At 72.5% G+C, this 19,740-nt stretch carries 19 protein-coding genes; 9 read left to right on the top strand and 10 right to left on the bottom strand.

Translation table 11 applies throughout. From position 1 onward, the window contains the following. Positions 1 to 70: 70 nt before the first annotated feature. The 7 genes from rlmN to ACN28A_RS23215 form a co-directional block, all read right to left on the bottom strand. Positions 71 to 1,204, bottom strand: coding sequence for a 23S rRNA (adenine(2503)-C(2))-methyltransferase RlmN (gene rlmN, locus ACN28A_RS23245; RefSeq protein ID WP_421397978.1), 1,134 nt, complete (start codon positions 1,202 to 1,204; stop codon positions 71 to 73). 145 nt (positions 1,205 to 1,349) lie between these two features. Beyond that, positions 1,350 to 2,915: a phosphatidate cytidylyltransferase gene (locus ACN28A_RS23240; protein ID WP_421397976.1), complete on the bottom strand. Its 1,566-nt coding sequence runs from the start codon at positions 2,913 to 2,915 to the stop codon at positions 1,350 to 1,352. Next, positions 2,915 to 3,472: a ribosome recycling factor gene (frr, locus tag ACN28A_RS23235; RefSeq protein WP_278060265.1), complete on the bottom strand. Its 558-nt coding sequence runs from the start codon at positions 3,470 to 3,472 to the stop codon at positions 2,915 to 2,917. The genes ACN28A_RS23240 and frr overlap by 1 nt, the downstream gene beginning before the upstream one ends. Positions 3,473 to 3,557: 85 nt before the next feature. Beyond that, a complete protein-coding gene (gene pyrH, locus ACN28A_RS23230) occupies positions 3,558 to 4,325 on the bottom strand; it encodes a UMP kinase (RefSeq protein WP_107258475.1) in 768 nt (255 codons plus the stop codon). Positions 4,326 to 4,494: 169 nt separating this feature from the next. Beyond that, a complete protein-coding gene (gene tsf, locus ACN28A_RS23225; protein WP_421397973.1) occupies positions 4,495 to 5,325 on the bottom strand; it encodes a translation elongation factor Ts in 831 nt (276 codons plus the stop codon). A gap of 135 nt (positions 5,326 to 5,460) precedes the next feature. Next, positions 5,461 to 6,360 carry a 30S ribosomal protein S2 gene (rpsB, locus tag ACN28A_RS23220; protein WP_421397971.1) on the bottom strand — a complete coding sequence of 300 codons (900 nt, stop codon included), beginning with the start codon at positions 6,358 to 6,360 and terminating at the stop codon, positions 5,461 to 5,463. A gap of 520 nt (positions 6,361 to 6,880) precedes the next feature. Continuing rightward, positions 6,881 to 7,228 carry a hypothetical protein gene (locus ACN28A_RS23215; protein ID WP_421397969.1) on the bottom strand — a complete coding sequence of 116 codons (348 nt, stop codon included), beginning with the start codon at positions 7,226 to 7,228 and terminating at the stop codon, positions 6,881 to 6,883. 60 nt (positions 7,229 to 7,288) lie between these two features. Here ACN28A_RS23215 and ACN28A_RS23210 point away from each other — a divergent pair, with 60 nt between their 5' ends. The 8 genes from ACN28A_RS23210 (at position 7,289) to ACN28A_RS23175 (ending at position 16,268) form a co-directional block, all read left to right on the top strand. Continuing rightward, entirely contained in the window at positions 7,289 to 7,420 is a 132-nt protein-coding gene (locus tag ACN28A_RS23210) for a hypothetical protein (RefSeq protein WP_421397966.1), read from the top strand. A 1,189-nt stretch (positions 7,421 to 8,609) separates the two neighbouring features. Next, complete coding sequence (locus ACN28A_RS23205; RefSeq protein ID WP_278060261.1) at positions 8,610 to 8,969, top strand: YraN family protein; 360 nt, start codon at positions 8,610 to 8,612, stop codon at positions 8,967 to 8,969. 51 nt (positions 8,970 to 9,020) lie between these two features. After that, a complete protein-coding gene (locus tag ACN28A_RS23200; protein ID WP_421397963.1) occupies positions 9,021 to 10,139 on the top strand; it encodes a threonine aldolase family protein in 1,119 nt (372 codons plus the stop codon). Between the two features lie 202 nt (positions 10,140 to 10,341). Further along, the gene (locus ACN28A_RS23195; protein ID WP_421397961.1) at positions 10,342 to 11,859 is read left to right on the top strand and encodes a YifB family Mg chelatase-like AAA ATPase; all 1,518 of its coding nucleotides are present in this window, start codon (positions 10,342 to 10,344) and stop codon (positions 11,857 to 11,859) included. Between the two features lie 98 nt (positions 11,860 to 11,957). Further along, positions 11,958 to 13,157: a DNA-processing protein DprA gene (locus ACN28A_RS23190; protein ID WP_421404601.1), complete on the top strand. Its 1,200-nt coding sequence runs from the start codon at positions 11,958 to 11,960 to the stop codon at positions 13,155 to 13,157. Positions 13,158 to 13,186: 29 nt separating this feature from the next. Beyond that, on the top strand, positions 13,187 to 14,128 hold the full coding sequence (locus tag ACN28A_RS23185; protein WP_421397958.1) for a tyrosine recombinase XerC: 942 nt from the start codon (positions 13,187 to 13,189) through the stop codon (positions 14,126 to 14,128). A gap of 249 nt (positions 14,129 to 14,377) precedes the next feature. Further along, on the top strand, positions 14,378 to 14,872 hold the full coding sequence (locus tag ACN28A_RS23180) for a GNAT family N-acetyltransferase (RefSeq protein WP_421404599.1): 495 nt from the start codon (positions 14,378 to 14,380) through the stop codon (positions 14,870 to 14,872). 205 nt (positions 14,873 to 15,077) lie between these two features. Then, positions 15,078 to 16,268 carry an aminotransferase class V-fold PLP-dependent enzyme gene (locus tag ACN28A_RS23175; RefSeq protein ID WP_421397955.1) on the top strand — a complete coding sequence of 397 codons (1,191 nt, stop codon included), beginning with the start codon at positions 15,078 to 15,080 and terminating at the stop codon, positions 16,266 to 16,268. Positions 16,269 to 16,310: 42 nt separating this feature from the next. On the opposite strand, the gene ACN28A_RS23170 is transcribed toward ACN28A_RS23175, so the two are convergent. Beyond that, on the bottom strand, positions 16,311 to 17,087 hold the full coding sequence (locus ACN28A_RS23170; protein ID WP_421397953.1) for a peptidoglycan DD-metalloendopeptidase family protein: 777 nt from the start codon (positions 17,085 to 17,087) through the stop codon (positions 16,311 to 16,313). A gap of 342 nt (positions 17,088 to 17,429) precedes the next feature. On the opposite strand from ACN28A_RS23170, the gene ACN28A_RS23165 reads away from it, so the two are divergent. Then, on the top strand, positions 17,430 to 18,575 hold the full coding sequence (locus tag ACN28A_RS23165; RefSeq protein WP_421397950.1) for a sulfite oxidase: 1,146 nt from the start codon (positions 17,430 to 17,432) through the stop codon (positions 18,573 to 18,575). A 29-nt stretch (positions 18,576 to 18,604) separates the two neighbouring features. On the opposite strand, the gene ACN28A_RS23160 is transcribed toward ACN28A_RS23165, so the two are convergent. Together ACN28A_RS23160 and ACN28A_RS23155 are read right to left on the bottom strand one after the other, a co-directional pair. Further along, positions 18,605 to 18,928: a DUF2469 domain-containing protein gene (locus ACN28A_RS23160; protein WP_007075222.1), complete on the bottom strand. Its 324-nt coding sequence runs from the start codon at positions 18,926 to 18,928 to the stop codon at positions 18,605 to 18,607. After that, on the bottom strand, positions 18,925 to 19,737 hold the full coding sequence (locus ACN28A_RS23155; protein WP_421397945.1) for a ribonuclease HII: 813 nt from the start codon (positions 19,735 to 19,737) through the stop codon (positions 18,925 to 18,927). Before ACN28A_RS23155 ends, ACN28A_RS23160 begins: the two co-directional genes overlap by 4 nt. Positions 19,738 to 19,740 lie beyond the last annotated feature (3 nt).

Genomic DNA, 19,740 nt, shown 5'->3' with positions numbered 1-19,740 from the left:
GCTCACGCCGCCGCCCCGCCACGCGCGTCGGCGCCGCAAGCGGCACTACTAAGCCTGTCGACCCGGTCGCTCACCGCGTCACCGTCGCGGCGGCCAGCTGGCCGCACGCCCCGTCGATCTCGCGCCCCCGGGTGTCCCTGACGGTCGTCGAGACACCGGCCGCGCGGAGCCGCCGGACGAACTCCCGCTCTACCGGCTTGGGGCTCGCGTCCCAACGGCTCCCCGGAGTCGGGTTGAGCGGGATGAGGTTCACGTGGGTCAGTCGACCGGCCAGCAGTCGACCGAGGAGATCGGCCCGCCACGGCTGGTCGTTCACATCCCTGATCATCGCGTATTCAATGGACACGCGACGCCCCGTCCGTTCCGCGTAGTGCCATGCGGCGTCCAGCACCTCGGCAACCTTCCACCGCTGGTTGACCGGAACCAGTTCGTCGCGCAGCTCATCATCGGGCGCATGCAGCGACAACGCAAGGGTCACCGAGAGTCCCTCGTCGGCCAGCCTGCGCATCGCCGGAACCAGACCGACGGTGGAGACCGTGACGTGCCGCTGGGACAGGCCGAGCCCCTCCGGGGCGGGAGCTGTCAGCCGCCGGACCGCGGCCACCACCCGGGAGTAGTTGGCCAGCGGCTCGCCCATGCCCATGAAGACCACGTGGGACAGCCGGGACGGAGATCCGGCGATCGCGCCGGATGCGGCCACCCCGGCCAGGTACACGGCCTGGTCCACGATCTCGGCGGTGGAGAGGTTCCGGGTCAGTCCGGCCTGTCCGGTGGCGCAGAACGGGCAGGCCATGCCGCAGCCGGCCTGACTGGAGATGCAGACGGTGACCCGGTCCGGGTATCCCATCAGCACGCTCTCCACCAGCGATCCGTCGTGCAGTCGCCAGAGCGCCTTGCGGGTCGCGCCGTCGTCGGTGGCGACCTCGCGCACCGGGGTGAGCAGGTTGGGCAGCAGCTCGCCCGCGATCCGGTCCCGCGCCCCGGCGGGCAGGTCGGTCATCCGGGCCGGATCCCGGACCAGTCGCCCGAAGTAGTGGGTGGAGACCTGCCGGGCCCGGAACGCCGACTCCCCCAACCCGGTGACCACCGCCTGCCGCCCGGGCAGGTCGAGGTCGGCGAGGTGGCGGGGCGGCATCGTCGCGCGGCGCGCCGGAGACCCGGTGGGGTCGTCCGGTGCGATCGGGATCAAGGGCAGGCTCGTCATGGCCCGTCCAGTCTCCCACGTCGGCGCGACAACGCACCTGGCCGGAGGTGCCGAACCCGTGACCAGGCACGCGACCGACAGATGCGCCGACCCGCCGCGCGGACGGGCAGGCTCGGGTCACCGGGACAGCGGCTCATCGTGCCGCTCACCCGGCCGGGGCGAAGATCGCCAGCAGGAGATAGGCGGTGGGCACCGCGAAGAGGATCGAGTCCAGCCGGTCCATCAGCCCACCGTGCCCCGGCAGCAGGTTGCTCATGTCCTTGACCTTGAGATCCCTCTTGATCATGGACTCGGCGAGGTCGCCGAGAACGGCCGCGACCGAGACCGCGATCCCGAAGAGGGCGCCCCACCAGAACGCGACGTCGAAGAGGACGGCCAGCAACACCGCGCTGCCCACGGCAGCCGCCGCCACCGAGCCGGCGAAGCCCTCCCAGGACTTCTTCGGGCTGACCGACGGAGCCATCGGATGCCTGCCGAAAGCCACCCCGGCGGCGTACCCGCCGGTGTCGGAGAGGACCACCGCGGCCAGGGTGACCAGTACCCGCAGGTCGCCGTCTGCCGGCTCGGCGGCGAGCAGCGCGGCGAACCCGCCGAGGAAGGGCACGTAGACCGCGATCAGGGTGGCCGCGGTCATGTCCCGCTGGTATCCGGCCGGCCCGTCGCCGAGCCGCCAGACCATGGTGGCCAGTACCGTCACCAGCAGCCCCAGGCTGAGTGCGTCCGGGCCGGCCCACCAGGCCAGTCCGACCATCAGCAGGCCGCCGGCGACCAGCGGCACCAGCGGTGGGTGCATCCCGCCGGGGCGTACCGCCCGGGTCATCTCCCAGATGCCGATGGTCACCGCCAGCGCGACCACGACCAGGAAGGCCGGGCGGAAGAGGAAGAGCGGGACGACGATCGCCGCGCCGAGCCCGAGCCCGACGCCGATCGCGGCCGGCAGGTTCCGGCCGGCCCGGGACTGCCCGGCGGGTTTGCCGGACCGGGTCGCCCGGCGGCGTCCCCGGCCGGTCGCCGCCTCGTCGGGCTCGGGGCTCGGTTCCGGATGCGGGTTCGGATCGCCGACGAGCGGCCAGCCGACCGGATTGGTCGGGGCATCCGCACCGACCGGGACCTCCCCCGGCCGGGCGTCGGCGGGGACGCCCCTGGCGGGGCGATCGGTCCCGTTCCGGTACGCCGCCGCGTCGTCGCCGGGACGGCCCGGCCGACCGGACGGTTCGGGGCTGCCCCACCCCGCCGCCGGATCCGCCACGCCCTCCGGCGGCGAACCGTTGCGGTACGCGGCCGAGCGGTCCAGCCGTGGCCCCACGCCGGAGTGCTCGTCGACCACCCCCGGATAGCTCTGGGAGGCGGCCGGGTAACCCTCGGAAGCGGCTGGATAGCCCTGGGAGGCGGCCGGATAGCTCTCGGACGCGGGCGGGTAGCCCTCGGTCGGGATCGGGTGGCCGGTGGGCGCCGGTGGGTAGCTCTCGGACGCGGCCGGGTAGGTCGCCGCCGCTCCCGGGTAGGCGTCCGCCGGGGCCGGGTAGGCGTCGGGCGCGACACCGCCGTGCCGCGCCCGTGCCCAGGCGTCGTCGTCACCGGCCGGCCACCGTCGGCCCGACGGCCCGTTCCGGTCTCCGGGGTCGGGGGACCACTCCGGGCCGCGCGTCTGCTCCGGCCGCCGCCGGCCGCGCGGCTCCGAGGTAGCGCCGTAGGGGTCGACGTGGGACATCAGACCTCGAGCAACTCGGTTTCCTTGTGCTTCACCAACTCGTCGACGTGGGACACGTACCTGTGGGTGAGGTCGTCCAGTTCCTTCTCGGCCCGCCGGCCGTCGTCCTCACCCGCCTCGCCGTCCTTGACGATGCGGTCGAGCTCCTCCTTGGCGCGCCGACGGACGTTCCGGATCGCCACCTTGGCTTCCTCGCCCTTGTGCCGGGCGACCTTGATCATGTCCCGCCGCCGCTCCTCGGTCATCTGCGGCAGCAGGATGCGCAGCTGGGTGCCCTCGTTGTTGGGGTTCACGCCGAGGTCGGAGTCACGGATCGCCTTCTCCATGGCCTGCAACTGCGACGCGTCGTACGGCTTGATGATCGCCATCCGCGGCTCGGGCACCCCGACGGAGGCCATCTGGGTCAGCGGGGTGGGACTGCCGTAGTAGTCGATAATGATCTTGGAGAACATCGCCGGAGTGGCCCGCCCGGTACGGATCGCGCCGAACTCCTCCTTGGCGTGCTCGACCGCGCGCTCCATCTTCTCCTCGGCCTCGAGGAGGGTGTCGTCGATCACCTGCTCCTTCGCCTCCCTCTGCTGGCTGGTGCTCTGCGGAATACTCCATCCGGACCCCACCCGCCGGCCCGGCTCCCTGCCCCACTCAGGTCGTGATCAACGTGCCGATCGGCTCGCCCGCGACCGCCCGGATGATGGTGTCGTCGCCCTCGGCGCCGAAGACCAGCATCGGCAGGCCGTTCTCCTCGCAGAGGCTGAACGCGGCGGCGTCGGCGACCCGGAGGCCACGACGCAGCACCTCGGAGAAGGTGATCTTGTCGAGCTTGCTGGCGTCGGGGTCGGTGCGCGGGTCGGCGGTGTAGACGCCGTCCACTCCGTTCTTGCTCATCAGCACCACGTCGGCGCGGATCTCCAGAGCGCGCTGGGCGGCGACGGTGTCGGTGGAGAAGTACGGCATGCCGGCGCCCGCGCCGAAGATGACCACGCGGCCCTTCTCCAGGTGCCGGATCGCCCGCAGCGGGATGTACGGCTCGGCCACCTGGGCCATGGTGATCGCGCTCTGCACCCGGGTCTCGATGCCTTCCTTCTCCAGGAAGTCCTGCAGGGCCAGGCAGTTCATCACCGTGCCGAGCATGCCCATGTAGTCGGCCCGGGCCCGGTCCATGCCGCGCTTCTGCAACTCGGCGCCCCGGAAGAAGTTGCCGCCGCCGACCACCACCGAGACCTGCACACCCCGGCGTACCACGGTCGCGATCTGCCGCGCGATCGCCTGTACGACGTCCGGGTCGACGCCGATCGCCCCACCGCCGAAGACCTCACCGGAGAGCTTGAGCACCACCCGGCGGGCCCGCCCGGGCGGCGGTGCCGTCGGGTCGTCCGCCGCCAGGGTCCGGTCACTCACAACCTGCGTCATCCGACCCGCCTTTCCCACGCCGGTACGCCGGCGCCCAGTTCAGCCAACCTGCCGCTGCTGACCCTACGTGACGAGGAGGCCGCGGTGTCCGTCACGTACACCTGCGGCCTCCCGTCCGTGTCGACTCGTCGCGGGCCCGGGTCGCGGCGATCCGGGCCCACGGTTGCGTTCAGGCCTGACCGACCTCGAACCGGACGAACCGGGTCACCTCGATGCCGGCCTCGGCCAGCACCTGCTTGACCGACTTCTTGTTGTCGGCCACCGACGCCTGCTCGATCAGGACGTAGTCCTTGAAGAACGCGTTGACCCGCCCCTCGATGATCTTCGGCAAGGCGGCCTCCGGCTTGCCCTCCTCGCGGGCGGTCTGCTCGGCGATGCGCCGCTCCGAGGCCACGGTCTCGGCCGGCACCTCGTCCCGGGTCAGGTACTTCGGACGCATCGCGGCGATCTGCATGGCGACACCGCGCGCGTCGGCGTCACCCGCCTCGTCGGTCTTACCGGCGTACTCCACGAGCACGCCGACCTGCGGCGGCAGGTCCTGCGCCTTGCGGTGCAGGTAGACGGCGACCGTACCCTCCACCGCGGCGAAGCGGTTGAGCACCAGCTTCTCGCCGATCTTGGCCGACTGCTCCTGTACGGCGTCGGCGACGGTCCGGCCGTCCGGCAGGGTGCTGCCGAGCAGCGCCTCGGCGTCGGCGACCCCGGCCTGCGCGCCGTGCTCCACCAGGAGCTGCGCGAACGCGACGAAGTCGTTGTTCTTGGCGACGAAGTCCGTCTCGCAGTTGAGTTCGAGCAGCGCCTTGCCGGAGTGCGCCACCAGACCGTTGGCGGCCGTCCGGCCGGCCCGCTTGCCGACGTCCTTGACGCCCTTGACGCGCAGGATCTCGACAGCCTTGTCGAAGTCGCCCTCGGACTCGGTGAGGGCCTTCTTGCAGTCCATCATGCCGGCGCCGGTGAGGTCCCGGAGCTTCTTGACGTCCGCGGCGGTGAAGTTGGACATGACTCTCTCTTCGGTGTGTAACGCGGCTGGTTCGTGGTCTTCTGCTGGATTACCCGGATCGGGATCCACCGTGCCTCGTACCGGGTCGGGAACCGCCGGCCGGAACGATCAGCCGGCGGATCCCGACACCAGCGGTCACTCGGCGGCGACGCCCGCCGGCTCGCCGGCCTTCTGCTCCGCGTCGCCGGCAGCCTTCTGCTCCGCGTCGCCGGCCGCCTTCTGCTCCGCGTCGCCGGCCGCCTTCTTCTCGTTGTCCTCGATCAGCTCGCGCTCCCACTCGGCGAGCGGCTCGTCGGCGCCGACCACACCCGGCTCGGGCTTCTCGTCGGCACCGCGGCGCTTACCGGAACGGGCGATCAGACCGTCACCTACGGCCGCCGCGATGACCTTGGTCAGCAGCTCGGCGGAGCGGATCGCGTCGTCGTTACCCGGGATCGGGAAGTCGACCTCGTCCGGGTCGCAGTTGGTGTCGAGCACGGCGATGACCGGGATGCCCAGCTTGCGGGCCTCGTCGACGGCGATGTGCTCCTTCTTGGTGTCGACCACCCAGATCGCGGCCGGGACCTTCTGCATGTCCCGCAGACCACCGAGGGTGCGGGTCAGCTTGTCCTTCTCGCGGGAGAGCTGCAGCGTCTCCTTCTTGGTGTAACCCTGCGCGGTGCCCGACAGGTCGCCGAGGGCCTCCAGCTCCTTCATCCGCTGCAGCCGCTTGTAGACCGTCTGGAAGTTGGTGAGCATGCCGCCCAGCCAACGGTGGTTCACGTACGGCTGGCCGACCCGGGTCGCCTGCTCGGCGATCGCCTCCTGGGCCTGCTTCTTGGTACCCACGAAGAGGATGCTGCCGCCCTCGGCGACGGTCCCGCGCACGAACTCGTACGCCTTCTCGATGTAGTCGAGGGTCTGCCGCAGGTCGATGATGTAGATACCGTTGCGCTCGGTGAAGATGAAGCGCTTCATCTTCGGGTTCCAGCGCCGGGTCTGGTGCCCGAAGTGGACGCCACTCTCCAGCAGCTGACGCATGGTCACTACGGCCATGGTGGGGTGCTCCCTAGTTGTCCCTGGTTGTCACGCCGGGCCGGCGGCCTGGCGTCCTGGCGCCTGATCGCCGGCCATGGCGGACCCGACCAGAATCGGGACCAGGGGGCCGTCGCTCCGCGGACGGACCGTGGAGAGGGCGCGCGAGGTCGACCGCGCGAGGCGGTCGCCAATCGCCAAGTGTACGCCCCGCCGTACCCATCAGCACACAAACCCCCACCCCGCACCGCTCACCGGCGGATCCGGCCGAACCCGGTCGACGGCGAGGCCCGGTTGTCCGGTTTTCGGCGCTCCCGGGGCGGGTCGTCCTCCTTCCGGCCGGCTGTCCGTATCCGGCTTCCGGCCGGCTGTCCGTATCCGGTGGCTGCCGGTCCCGCCGGCCAGCCGCCATGGGCTGGTGACGAGCCCGGTGTCAGTCGGAGGTGAGCACGGTCAGCCGGTGGCGAGCCGGTTGTCAGCGAGTGGTGCGCCCGGTTGTCAGCCGGTGGTGAGTTCAGTTGTCAGTCGGTAGTGAGCGCGGTCAGCCGGTGGCGAGAGCGGCTGCGACGAAGAGCACGAGGCCGATGGTGAGATAGCCGGTCGGCGGGCGGAGCCAGGCCCGGACCGGATCGGCCAGGGCGGCGGTGCTGGTGGCGAGTCCGTACAGGCCGGCGGCGAAGGCTGGCAACCCCAGCACCAGGAAGGTCCCGGAGAGGACCACCGACGGCCGGAGCGGATCGCCGAGGGCACCGTCGAGGAGCAGGCGTACCGCCGGCACCTCGAAGACCACCGCGAGCACCGCGAGGACCACGGCCAGGGCGGGCCGGCGGGTCCGGTACACGCCGTCGCCGGGCGGCAGCCCGAGGCCGCCAGGCCCCCCGGGGCCCACCGGGCCGGGCGTGGCTACGGTTGCGCCGGAGGCTCCCGATCCGCCGGTGGCGGCGGGCCGATGCGGAGCCGCCGGCCCCACCGGGTCGGCGTGCCGGTCCGGCGGGTCGACACCGAGCGGTACGCCGCCCGAACCGGCTCGCGGATCGACCTGCGGTACCAGGTTCGTCGGCTGGTCGAGCGCGCCGACTGATCCGTGATCCGGCTGCCCGACATCAGCACCAGGGGACGGCTGCCCGGCGCCGGCCGCCCGGTGCGGTTGCACGACCGGGTAACCGGCCAGTGGTGACCTCGCCGGGTCCCCGGGCGCGGGTGAGCCCGCCGGGCCGTTGCCGCGTAGGAGCGCGCCGGGTCCGCTGCCGCGGACGAGCGCGCCGGGTCCGTTGCCGCAGAGGCGCGTACCGGGTCCGTTGCCGCGGACGAGCGTGCCGGGTCCGTTGCCGGGGACGAGGGCGCCGGATTGGCGGACGTGGCGAACGGTTGACCCGGTTCGACGGCCGGGACGCCGTGTCTGCCGCCCCCGCGAGCCGCGTCCGTCGCGCGGGCCACCGTGTCGGGTCCCGTGCCGGCCGGGATGCCGCCCGTGCTCTCCGGCATGGCGTCGTGCCGACCGGTGACGGCGTTCGCGCCGGAGACGGTGCCCGGGATCGGGCCCGTCGGATCCGTTCCGGCCGGATCCGGGGCCCAGGCGGCGGACGGGTACGGCTGGGTCGCGGGCGGGTACGGCTGAGTCGCGGGCGGTGCGGCGCCGAAGCTCGGCAACGGCACGTCCAGGGAGTGCCGGGCCTGGTCGGAGCTGTCCGCCGGAACGAAGCCGGGATAACTGCCACCGTCGAGCGGGTTTCCGCCGCGCGGCTCCGGCGCCGCGTACCGGTCACGGCCGGACTCCGGTACGCCGAACCGGGTCGGGTCGGCGTACCTGTCGGTGCCGGTGCCGAACCGCTGCCCGTACCCACCGTCCGGTGTCGCTGTGTGCGCGGAGGTCGGTGCGGGCACCGTGGGTGTCTGTGCGGACACCGGCATACCGTGCTGTGTCGGGGCTGCCGGCTGTTCGGTACCCGGGTGACGGTCCTCGCCGACGCCGCTCCAGCGCTGGTCGGCGTAGCCGCGGTCGTCGGCCCGCCAGCGGGCGGCCGGCTCGTCCGGGAAGTTGCGTTGCTGCTCCACGGTCACGCACCGTATGCGACCTGCCGGGTACCCGCCAGTCGAGCCTGTCGGACCGGCGCCGGAACCCTGGCACAACCAGCCGGGCGCTGTGTGACCAGAGCGCGCTTATAGCAGACCTCCGGCTTGATCGTCCGTACGTCCACAGCACCCTCCGATATCCACAGCCGCGCACTTCGCGGTTGTCTCCGGGCACCGCACAGGGCCAGGGTCCAGCCATGACAGCGGCGAGACGGGCGATCGGCGCGTACGGGGAGCGGTGTGCCGTACGGCATCTGGTCGAGGCGGGGCTGCGGGTGGTGGCCCGCAACTGGCGGTGTGCGCAGGGCGAGATCGACATCATCGCCTGGGAGGGGGACGTCCTCGCCTTCTGCGAGGTCAAGACCCGGCGGGGCGACGCCTTCGGCACCCCGGCCGAGGCGGTGCTGGGTAGTAAGGCACAACGGCTGCGCCGGTTGGCCGTCGAGTGGCTGCGGAGCAGTGGTGTGCACCCGGAGCAGGTCCGGTTCGACGTCGTCGAGGTGTACCCGGCCCGCAGCGGTCCGGCCCGCGTCGAGCACCTGCGTGCGGCGTTCTGAGCACGGCCTCGTCCTGTTGCAAAAGAGTGGCAACAAGACGAGACTCGCGCAATGCCCGCGTCCGAGCCCCGAGCATCCGCCGACACCCACACCGACACCGAGCCGACGATCCGGCGGTCGCTGTTCCTGCACGCACCGCTGCACCGGATGCCCCGTACGGTCCTGCGACGGATGCTCGACCGGGTCGGTGCCGACACACCGCCGGGCGGACCCGACGCCCCGGTCGCGCAGCTGGAGAGGCGGATCGCCGACCTGTTCGGTACGGAATCGGCGCTGTTCTTCCCGACCGGCACGATGGCGCAGCAGGTGGCGCTGCGCGTCCATGCCGAACGGCGTGGCCGGCATGCCTTCGCCGCCCACCCGCAGACCCACCTGGACGTGTGGGAGCAGCGGGGCTACCAGGTCGTACACGGACTGCGGTTCCATCCGGTCGGCGATCGCCACCGGCTGATGACCGGGGCCGCACTGGCGTCGATCGGCGAACCACTGGCCGCCGTGGTCTGGGAGTTGCCGCAGCGGGACATCGGCGGGCAGCTTCCCGAGTGGGACGACCTGCGCGACCAGGTCGCGGCCGTCCGCGCCCGGGGTGCGGCGGCGCATCTGGACGGTGCGCGGATCTGGGAGGCGCAGACCTACTACCGCCGGCCCTTCGCCGAGATCGCCGGCCTGTTCGACACCGTCTACACCTCGCTCTACAAGGCCCTGCTCGGCGTCCGGGGCGCCGTCCTCGCCGCCGACGCCGCGACCGTCGCGGAGGCGGCGGTGTGGCGGGCGCGGCTCGGTGGGGCGATCCACGACGCCTGGCCGCTGGCGCTGGCCGGCCTCGCCGGCCTGGACGACCTGCTGCCGAGGATGCCGCTGTTCCGGGAGCACGCCATCGCGATCGCCACCGCGATCAACACCGACGGGGTGGCCCTGGCCTGGCCCGATCCGCCGCAGACACCGATCTTCCACGTCCACCTCCCCGCGTCGAAGGAGGACGTCGAACGGGCCGGCGCGGAGCTGCTCGCCGCGCACGGAGTGCAACTCTTCCCCAGGCTGCTCAGCGCGGCGGACCCGAGGAGGTGCAGCTTCGAGGTCACGGTGGGCGAGCAGGCGATGGCCTTCTCCCCGGCGGAGGTGGTCGAGTTGCTGCACGAACTCCTCGACCGGGCCGGATCCGGCCGGTAGCCGAGCCTGCGGGCCAGGATCGCTCGCGCGTTCCCTCGTGTCGGCACGACGGTCGCATAGCACAGTCCCAGCTTGATCGTCCGTTCGTCCACAGGGCCCCTGGTTGTCCACAGGCGACCGTGCCGGGCCCGCCGGCCGGCGCCGTTCCGGGCACTGTCGAAACCATGTCGATACCGCGAGACAGCTCTCCCGGGCAGTGCCGATGAGCTACGCCAAGGTGCTCTGCGTGGGGCTGGTCGGAGTGGCCGGGCATGTCGTCGAGGTCGAGGCCGACCTGGCCACAGGTCTGCCCACCGTCGTGCTGTCCGGCCTGCCCGACACCGCGCTCAACGAGGCCCGCGACCGGGTACGCGCGGCGATCGTCAACTCCGGCCAGCGCTGGCCCAACCGCAGGATCACCGTCAACCTGCTGCCGGCGACGCTGCCGAAACACGGCTCGGCTTTCGACCTCGCGATCGCGGCGGCACTACTCGGTGGCTCGGGCGAGCTGCCGCTCGCCCCGCTGGACGGGGTGGCCGTCCTCGGCGAGTTGGGACTCGACGGGACGGTCCGACCGGTCCGGGGCGTACTGCCGATGGTGGCGGCGGCGGTCCGGGCCGGTATCACCCGGGTGCTCGTACCGCTCGGCAATGCCACCGAGGCCTCGGTCGTACCAGGAGTGCGGGTCCGGGCCGTCGACACGCTGCACCGGCTGGTGACCTTCATCCGGGACGGCACACCGCTGCTCGACCCGCCGTCGTCGCCCCCGGTCCCACCCCTGCTCGGGCCCGATCTCGCCGACGTGGCCGGGCAGGGGCTCGGGCGGCGTGCCGTGGAGGTCGCCGCGGCCGGCGGGCACCACCTGGCGCTGCTCGGCCCGCCCGGGGCTGGCAAGACCATGCTGGCCGAACGACTGCCCTCGATCCTGCCCGAGCTCGACGACGAGGCCGCCCTGGAGGTGACCGCGCTGCACTCGATCGCCGGTCTGCTGCCGCCGGGCGGGCAACTGCTGCGCCGGCCGCCGTTCCAGGCCCCGCACCACACGGCCACCATCGCCTCGCTGGTCGGCGGAGGATCCGGGCTGGCCCGGCCCGGCGCGGTCTCGTTGGCCCACCGAGGGGTCCTGTTCCTGGACGAGGCTCCCGAATACGCCCGCGGGGCGCTGGAGGCGCTGCGCCAACCGCTGGAGAGCGGCCGGATCGTCCTGACCCGGACCCGCGGCGGCACCGAATATCCCGCCAGGGTGCAACTGGTGGTGGCGGCGAATCCCTGCCCCTGTGCGAAACCCTCCGGCGACATCTCGTGCGAGTGCACGCCACTGGCCCGGCGCCGCTACCTCGGCCGGCTTTCCGGTCCGCTGCTGGACCGGCTGGACGTACAGGTGACGGTGAGTCCGCTGCGGGCGGCGGAGCTGATGGCCGCAGAGCAGACCGTCGAGTCCTCGGCGGTGGTCGCCGAGCGGGTCGGCAAGGCCCGGGCCGCCGCGGCCGCCCGCTGGGCGGCCGGCGGTTGGCGGGTCAACGCCGAGGTACCGGGGCCGCAACTGCGCCAGCCACGGTGGCGGTTGCCGGCAAAGGACACCTGCGCGCTTCGCCGACTGCTGGACAGCGGCGTGCTTTCCGCCCGTGGCTTCGACCGCGTGATCCGGGTCGCCTGGAGCATCGCCGACCTTGACGGTCGGCAACGTCCGGACGCCGATGACGTCCACGAGGCGACCCAACTTCGCACCGGGAGCATCTGATGACCACACCCGCACACCCCGCACCGCACCCGGACGCAACCGACCCGGACAGGGTCGCCCCGGGCAGAGACGAGCCGGGCAGAGAACAGGCGTCGGTAATGGACGATCCGGCGGCGACAGAGGAGGACAGGCTGGCACGCATCGCTCTGAACTGGCTCTTCGAGCCCGGCACCCGGGCGGTGTTCCGCCTCGTGGCCCAGTTCGGAGCGGCCGGGGCACTGCGCCGGCTGCTCGCCGGAAAGGTGCCGGACCATCGCCTTCGCTCGACGGTCGAGTCCCGGCTGGCGGCCGGGGACCCCTGGCAGGTCGCGCTCGCCGCTGCCGAGCAGACCGAGCGGCTCGGTGCCCGCCTGGTGACTCCCGCCGACCCGGAATGGCCGGTCCGGCTGGGCAGCCTGAGGCGGTTGAGTCTGCCCAGCGCCGACCGCAGGGTCGACCAGGAGACGGCGCCGCCGCTCTGCTTCTGGGTACGCGGCGCCTGGTCGCTCGGGGAGGCGTTCCAACGATCGGTGGCGGTGGTCGGATCCCGGGCCGCCACCCCGTACGGACTGCACGTCGCCACCGAGATCGCCTTCGGGCTGGCCGAGCGGGACTGGAGTGTCGTCTCCGGTGGCGCGTTCGGCATCGACGCGGCGGCGCACCGGGGCGCCCTGAACGCGGGCGGCCTGACCGTGGCAGTACTCGCCTGCGGTGTCGACCGGCCCTATCCGGTCGGCAACACGGCACTCTTCGACCGGATCGCCGACGTCGGCGTGCTGGTCAGCGAATGGCCTCCCGGGGCGGAGCCGCTGCGACCCCGGTTCCTGATCCGCAACCGGGTGATCGCCGCGGCGACCGCCGGGACCCTGGTGGTCGAGGCGGCGGCCCGCAGCGGCGCCACCCAGACGATCCGCCGGGCGATAGCGATGAAGCGACCGGCGATGGTGGTTCCCGGGCCGGTCACCTCCGCCATGTCGGTCGGCGCGCACGAGCTGCTCCGCGAGTATCCCGAGACGCGGTTGGTCACCGGCGTGTCGCACGTCCTGGAGGAGGTGGGCCGGATAGGCGCCGACCTCGCTCCGCCGGTTCGTGGCCCGGAGCGCCCTCAGGACTCACTCGACGACGAATCCGCGCTGATCCTGGAGGCGGTGCCCCGACGCGGCCCGCTCGGACCGGACGTCCTCGCCGCACGTGCCGGCCTCGGTCTGCGCACCACCCTGCGCAAGCTCTCCCTGCTGGAACAGTTGGGTCTGGTGGTACGCCGTGACGAGGGGTACGCACTCGCGCCAGCGGCGACCCGGCGAGCCGGCTTGACCTGACCGACGACCAGGGTCCACCGTCGCGGGTGATGAGTCAGCCCCGTCGCAGTACCCGTGCCCGGCACGAGGCCCTGACACCGGCCCTGCGGGAGAGCGTCGACGACTTCGCCCAGCATCTCGCCTCGGTCGAGAACCGGTCGACGCACACCGTCCGGGCGTACGTCGCGGACTTGGTCTCCCTGCTCGACCATGCTGTCCGGATGGGCTGTTCCACACCCCGCGACCTGGACATCACGGTGTTGCGGAGCTGGCTGGCGAAGCTGCGTACCCTCGGTGCCGCCCGCGCGTCACTGGCCCGCCGGGCCGCGTCCGCCCGCACCTTCACCGGCTGGGCGCACCGGGCGGGGTTACTGGACACCGACGTGGGAGCGCAGCTGGCGAGTCCCCGGGCGCACCGGGAACTGCCGGCGGTGCTCCGGGCCGACCAGGCGGGCGAGCTGATTGATTCGACCGGCGAGGGCGGAACCGCACTGTCGCACCGGGACCGGCTGGTCCTCGAGCTTCTCTACGCCACCGGCATCCGGGTGAGCGAACTGTGCGGCCTGGATCTCGGCGACGTCGACCCGGCTCGGCGGGTGATCCGGGTGCTGGGTAAGGGCGCGAGGGAACGGACGGTCCCCTACGGGTTGCCGGCACAGCGGGCACTCGACGACTGGCTCCGAATCGGCCGGCCACGCCTGGTCGGGCGGGACAGCGGTGAATCGCTGCTGCTGGGGGTACGCGGCGGACGGCTTGCGCCCACCGTGGTACGCCGGATCGTCGCCGACTACGCCCGCGCGGCCGGGCTGCCCCGGATCAGTCCGCACGGGCTGCGCCACTCGACCGCCACCCATCTGCTGGAAGGTGGCGCCGACCTGCGCACCGTGCAGGAGCTGCTCGGACACGCCACGCTGTCGAGCACGCAGATCTACACCCACGTCTCGACCGAGCGGCTGCGGGTGGCATATCGCCAGGCGCATCCACGGGCCTGACCACCTCCGACCTCGGCAGCCCGACCGCCGGACTCCTCGCAGCTCGGGAGGCGGCGATACGAGAACGCCGCCCAGCCGTGCGGCGGCGACCTCCGGGTGTCTCTTGGCGCGCCGGCTCGGCACAGCTGCGGCCCGGTCGCCTCGCGCTGTCGTGCCGATCACGGGTCGGGGAGAACGGAGGAAAGACCGAGCGCCACGTCGCGACGCCGGCACCGGGCGGTGGCTGCGTCGACCGTAGGATCGGAGGTGATGCACGAGACACAGCTGACAGTTCGGCCAGCGACCTTGGCGGATGTTCCCGCACTGGTGGAGTTGCGCCTGGCCAACGCCGAGGCGCACCTCGCGCTCGACGCCGGCACCTACCGGGTTCCGCAGCGTGCGGCGGTGGTTCGCCACTTCGCAGACAGACTCGCGGACGACGCGGGGCAGGACGGCATCCTCCTCGCCGAGGATCACGACGGCCGAGTGGTCGGCATGGTCGAGGTGTTGCCGCAACCCGCTCCGCCGGAGCATCAGATCCTGCGGCCTGTGCCTTCCGCGCAGGTGCACACGGTGGTGCTGCCTGATGCCAGGGGACTCGGGAGGGGGTCCGCCCTGCTGCACGCGGCCGAACGCTGGGCGGCCGAGCGGGGAATCCGGTACCTGTCGGCGGGCATCCACCACCGCAACCTCGACGCAGTTCGCTTCTACAGTCGGCACGGCTACAGCGAGGCCGGCCTGTCCCTCGGCAAGAGTGTGGACTAGCGCCGGCGATGCCGGTCGTCGGGGACGGACGGTGCCGTTCATCGGGCTCGGACCGTGCCGGCGCTCGACCTGGCCACTTCCCCACCTGGCCGCTCCCCTGGCCACTTCCACACCTGTTAGACCCCTCCGTGGCTGGACTGGCCGGCGGCTGCCGGCGGGCACGTTTCCGCTCGGTAGCCCATCGGTACCCGGTTACGATCACCGAATGAGCATCGCCGGGCCGTTGCCGCCCGTGCCGATCCCCGGCGCCCGCCTGCTGTTCTCGCTGGATCCCGGCGTCGCCCACCTGAACCACGGCTCGTACGGCGCGGTGCCGATCGGCGTGCAGCGCGCCCAGCAGCGGCTCCGGGACGAGACCGAGGCCAACCCGATGCGGTTCTTCAACCGGGGACTGATCGACCGGATCACCCACGCCCGTCGGCACCTGGCCAGTTTTCTCGGCGCCGATCCGGACGGGACGGCGCTGGTCGGTAACGTGAGCATCGGAGCCGCCACCGTGCTCCAGTCGTTGCGGCTGGAACCCGGCGACGAACTGGTCGACACCGACCACGGGTACGGCTCGTTCGCCCTCGCCGTCGAGCGCGAGGCCCGCCGGACCGGGGCCGTCCGGCGCACCCTGACCGTGCCGCTGACCGCCTCCGACGAGGAGATCGTCGAGATCGTTCGGGCCGGGATCCGCCCCGGACGCACCAAGCTGCTCGTCATCGACCAGCTCACCTCCGCCACCGTCCGACTCTTCCCGGCGGCGGCGATCACGGCGGTGGCCCGGGAGCGTGATGTGCCGGTACTCGTCGATGGTGCGCACGCGCCCGGAATGTTGCCGACCCCGGTGCACAGCATCGGCGCCGACTTCTGGGTCGGCAACCTGCACAAGTGGGGGTACGCCCCACGGGGCAGCGCCGCACTGGTGGTGGCGCCCCACTGGCGGCGACGGATCGAGCCGTTGGCGGTCTCCTGGCAGGAGGAGGCCGGCTTTCCCAGCCGGGTCGAATGGCAGGCGACGCTCGACTACACCGCCTGGCTCGCCGCACCGGTGGGCGTGTTCACGCTGCGTACGCTCGGCTTGGACCGGGTCCGGGCGCACAACGCCGAGCTGGCCGCGTACGGGCAGGGGGTGGTCGGCCGGGCACTCGGGATCGCGCCGGCCGACCTGGTCGACCCCGGCGGGCCGATGGTGTCGATGCGGATTCTTCCCCTGCCGGGCGGCGTCGCGACCAGCTATCCGGACGCGGTGGCGCTGCGACAACGGATCGCGGACGAACTCCACACGGAGGTGAACGTCAATCCCTGGCACGGCCGGGGTTGGCTGCGACTGTCCGGCCAGGTCTACAACCGGGCGGAGGAGTACGACCGGCTCGCCGAGCGCCTACCGGCCCTGCTCGCCTCGCTTTCCTGATCGACTCGGTCGCGTGTCCGGTGCGGCCGAGGTCCGGCCGGACTAGGGGACCGGCCGGCTGCCCGCCAGCGGAAGCAGGCGGACTCGGCCGAGGCCCAGCAGGAGCAGAGGATCGAGATACTCGTCACCGCGCCGCAGGCCCCAGTGCAGGCAGGCCGATCCGGCTCCTGGGCAACCCGGATGACCGTCCAGCAGCACGCCGAGTGGGTCACCGGCCCGAACCGGCTGTCCGGCAGCCAGCCCTGGCCGGACCGGCTCGTAGGTGGTGCGCAGCCCACCGGCATGGGCGACGCTGACCAACGGGCGGCCGGCCACCGTACCCGCGAAGAACACCACTCCCGGGCCTGCCGCCCGGACCGTCGCGCCGGATGGGGCAGCCAGATCGACACCCCGGTGTCCGGCCGCCCACGGCTGCGGGGGCGGATCGAACCGGCGGGCGACCGGAGGCGTCCCGTCGAGCGGCCAGCGGAACCGCCGCGCGGCCGGTTGGAGCGCCGGCGCCGACCGGCGCGACAGCTCGGGTGTCGATCCCGCCCACGCCAGGCTCGCGGCCGCGATCGGAGCCAGGGCCACGACCTGGGCGGCCGGGCTACCGACCGAGCTGCCGACCGAGCTGCCAGCCGGGCTGCCAGCCGGGCTACTGACCAGGCTGCCGGCCGAGCCCGTGACGGCCCGAACCGAAGTCGCGGGTGAAACCGCGGTTGCCCCGACCCACCTGTCGGGCGGGGCGGCGCCGGCCCGAACGGGCGGTGGACCCACCACCAGCAGCGACACCGCGAGCAGGATCACCGGCCCCGGGCTGTGCCATCTCCTCGTCATGGTCATGCAGCGTCACGGCGGCAGGCGCTCCGCGCAACGCCCCGACCCATTCCCTGTGCACAACCAGCACCGCTGTGGAAAACGTCCGCACTTCCCGATGATCTGCTATGCGCCGACCAGCCTCCGGGTGCCTACCGAGCGACTGGCCTACCGATCGCACCAGCCTGCCGGGCAACCGGCCTACCCGACGCCGACGCACCAGGCTGCCGAGCAACCGGCTACCCGACCCGGGCGGTCCGCCCCGGCCCTGTTCACACCGCTGCGGTTCCGCCCACCGGGCTCGCCTAGGCTGACGGCCGGGAGGCGGGACCCGCTCGCCGCCAGACCGACCGAGGAGCGGCCATGACCACAGTGGACGATGTCAGCCGACCTTCCCGGCTGGCCGGTCCCGACGAGGGCATCAGCATCGAGGAGCTGGCGCTCGCCGCGCGCAACCACGCCCTGCCGCTGGAGGCGCTGCGCTACGACGTCACCCCGGTGGGCCTGCACTACCTGCTGATCCACTACGACATCCCGGAGCTGGACGCGGACCGGCACCTGCTGAATGTCGACGGCCGGGTCGACCGCCCGCTGACCGTCGATCTCGCCGCCCTGCGTGCCCGGCCCCGGGTCACCCGGCGGGTCACCCTGGAGTGCGCCGGCAACGGCCGCGCCCTGTTGACGCCCCGGCCGGTCAGCCAGCCGTGGCTCTCCGAGGCGGTCGGCACCGCCGAGTGGACCGGGACGCCCCTGGCTCCGCTGCTGCGCGAGGCGGGGCTGTCGACCGACGCCGTCGACGTGGTCTTCACCGGCGCCGACCACGGGGTGGAACGGGGCGTCGAGCAGGACTACCAGCGCGGCCTGCCGGTCGCCGAGGCGCTGCGCGAGGAGGTGCTGCTGGCGTACGAGATGAACGGCGCCCCGCTGCTCCCCCAGCACGGCGCGCCGCTGCGCCTGGTGGTGCCGGGCTGGTACGGCATGGCGCACGTCAAGTGGCTGACCCGGATCACCGTACTGGACCGGGAGTTCGACGGATATCAGAACGCGGTCGCCTACCGGCTGCGCACCTCCGCCGACGACCCCGGGGTTCCGGTCACCCGGATCGAGCCCCGTGCCCTGGTCCAGCCGCCCGGCTTTCCGGACTTCATGTCCCGGACCCGGGTGCTACGTCCGGGACCGTGCACCGTGCGGGGCCGGGCCTGGTCCGGCCACGCGCCGGTCACCTCGGTCGAGGTGACCACGGACGGCGGTCTGACCTGGGCTGCCGCCAGCCTCGCCCCGGCCACCCCGGAGGGTCAGAACGGGCAGGACAGGCCGGACGACGACGGGCGCTGGGCGTGGCGCAGCTGGCGGTACGAGTGGCCGGCGACCCCGGGGCGGTACACGCTCGGCGCGCGGGCCAGCGACGCGTCCGGGCGTACCCAGCCGGTCGAGCAGCCGTGGAACCGGGGCGGGTTCGCGAACAACCTGGTGCAACGGGTGGAGGTGGTGGTCACCGGGGAGCACTAGGGTCACCGGGCAACCCGCTGTCCCGTCGATCAACCACCGAATCCGGAGTCAGCGGGAAGGGAGATGTCCGGCTTTTCGAGTTCTTCGACGTTGACGTCCTTGAAGGTCATTACTCGGACATTTTTCACGAAGCGCGCCGGCCTGTACATATCCCAGACCCAGGCGTCGTGCATTTCCACCTCGAAGTAGACCTCGCCGTCGGAGTTCCGGACGTGCAGGTCGACCTGGTTCGCCAGATAGAACCGCCGCTCGGTCTCCACGACGTAGGAGAACTGGCGCACGATGTCGCGGTACTCCCGATAGAGCTGCAGCTCCATCTCGGTCTCGTACTTCTCGAGATCTTCCGCGCTCATCCCACTCCGCCTTCCATGGCCACATCTTCCCCCACCAACGCCGACGGCCGAAGCCGCTCGCCCAACGCCACGCCGACGGTACTCCCTGCCCGGCCTCCGTGCGCCATCGACTCGATTCCGCCGAGGTGCGCCGGACGCCGGGATCGCGGCGGCCGGCCGGCCCGGCCGGACACGGTGGCGACGTTGACGTACGAAAAGCGATGTTCCGGGCACGGACCGTGTCGTTCCAGCGCGGCGCTGTGCTCGGCGGTGATGTATCCCTTGTGCTCGGCGAAACCGTAACCGGGGTGCTGGTCCTCCAGCTCCACCATGATCCGGTCCCGGGTGACCTTGGCCAGCACGCTCGCCGCCGCGACACAGGCCGCGACCTGGTCACCCTTCCAGACGGCGAGGCCCGGCACCCCCAGCCCGTCCACCCCGAAGCCGTCGGTGAGCACGTAGTCCGGCACGACCGCCAGTGAGGCCAGCGCCCGGCGCATCGCCGCCAGGTTGCACACGTGCAGCCCCCTGGCGTCCACCTCGGCGGCCGGGATGACCACCACGGCGTACGCCAGGGCCCGGGCCACCACCTCGGCGTAGATCCGCTCCCGGGCGGCCGGGGTGAGCAGTTTCGAGTCGGTAAGCCCGTCGATCTCGCCGCGCCGGCCCTCCGGCAGCACCGCGGCGGCGGCCACCAGCGGCCCGGCACAGGCTCCCCGGCCGGCCTCGTCGGCACCGGCGACGTGCGGGAAGCCGCGCCGGCGCAGGGCCCGCTCCATGGCGTAGATGCCGCCCTCGCGGCGGATCACCGTACGGGGTGGGGTCAGCACGGG

Source organism: Plantactinospora sp. WMMB782 (assembly GCF_049179135.1).
Classification (GTDB): domain Bacteria; phylum Actinomycetota; class Actinomycetes; order Mycobacteriales; family Micromonosporaceae; genus Plantactinospora.
The sequence above is the reverse complement of the archived record's forward strand: the minus strand, read 5'-3'. Positions and strand labels throughout refer to the sequence as shown.

Coding starts and splice junctions, on each gene's coding strand:
- rlmN (WP_421397978.1), bottom strand. CDS start 1,204: ATGACGAGCCTGCCCTTGATCCCGATCGCACCGGACGACCCCACCGGG.
- ACN28A_RS23240 (WP_421397976.1), bottom strand. CDS start 2,915: ATGTCCCACGTCGACCCCTACGGCGCTACCTCGGAGCCGCGCGGCCGG.
- pyrH (WP_107258475.1), bottom strand. CDS start 4,325: ATGACGCAGGTTGTGAGTGACCGGACCCTGGCGGCGGACGACCCGACG.
- tsf (WP_421397973.1), bottom strand. CDS start 5,325: ATGTCCAACTTCACCGCCGCGGACGTCAAGAAGCTCCGGGACCTCACC.
- rpsB (WP_421397971.1), bottom strand. CDS start 6,360: ATGGCCGTAGTGACCATGCGTCAGCTGCTGGAGAGTGGCGTCCACTTC.
- ACN28A_RS23210 (WP_421397966.1), top strand. CDS start 7,289: ATGCGGAGCCGCCGGCCCCACCGGGTCGGCGTGCCGGTCCGGCGGGTC.
- ACN28A_RS23205 (WP_278060261.1), top strand. CDS start 8,610: ATGACAGCGGCGAGACGGGCGATCGGCGCGTACGGGGAGCGGTGTGCC.
- ACN28A_RS23200 (WP_421397963.1), top strand. CDS start 9,021: ATGCCCGCGTCCGAGCCCCGAGCATCCGCCGACACCCACACCGACACC.
- ACN28A_RS23195 (WP_421397961.1), top strand. CDS start 10,342: ATGAGCTACGCCAAGGTGCTCTGCGTGGGGCTGGTCGGAGTGGCCGGG.
- ACN28A_RS23190 (WP_421404601.1), top strand. CDS start 11,958: ATGGACGATCCGGCGGCGACAGAGGAGGACAGGCTGGCACGCATCGCT.
- ACN28A_RS23185 (WP_421397958.1), top strand. CDS start 13,187: ATGAGTCAGCCCCGTCGCAGTACCCGTGCCCGGCACGAGGCCCTGACA.
- ACN28A_RS23180 (WP_421404599.1), top strand. CDS start 14,378: ATGCACGAGACACAGCTGACAGTTCGGCCAGCGACCTTGGCGGATGTT.
- ACN28A_RS23175 (WP_421397955.1), top strand. CDS start 15,078: ATGAGCATCGCCGGGCCGTTGCCGCCCGTGCCGATCCCCGGCGCCCGC.
- ACN28A_RS23170 (WP_421397953.1), bottom strand. CDS start 17,087: ATGACGAGGAGATGGCACAGCCCGGGGCCGGTGATCCTGCTCGCGGTG.
- ACN28A_RS23165 (WP_421397950.1), top strand. CDS start 17,430: ATGACCACAGTGGACGATGTCAGCCGACCTTCCCGGCTGGCCGGTCCC.
- ACN28A_RS23160 (WP_007075222.1), bottom strand. CDS start 18,928: ATGAGCGCGGAAGATCTCGAGAAGTACGAGACCGAGATGGAGCTGCAG.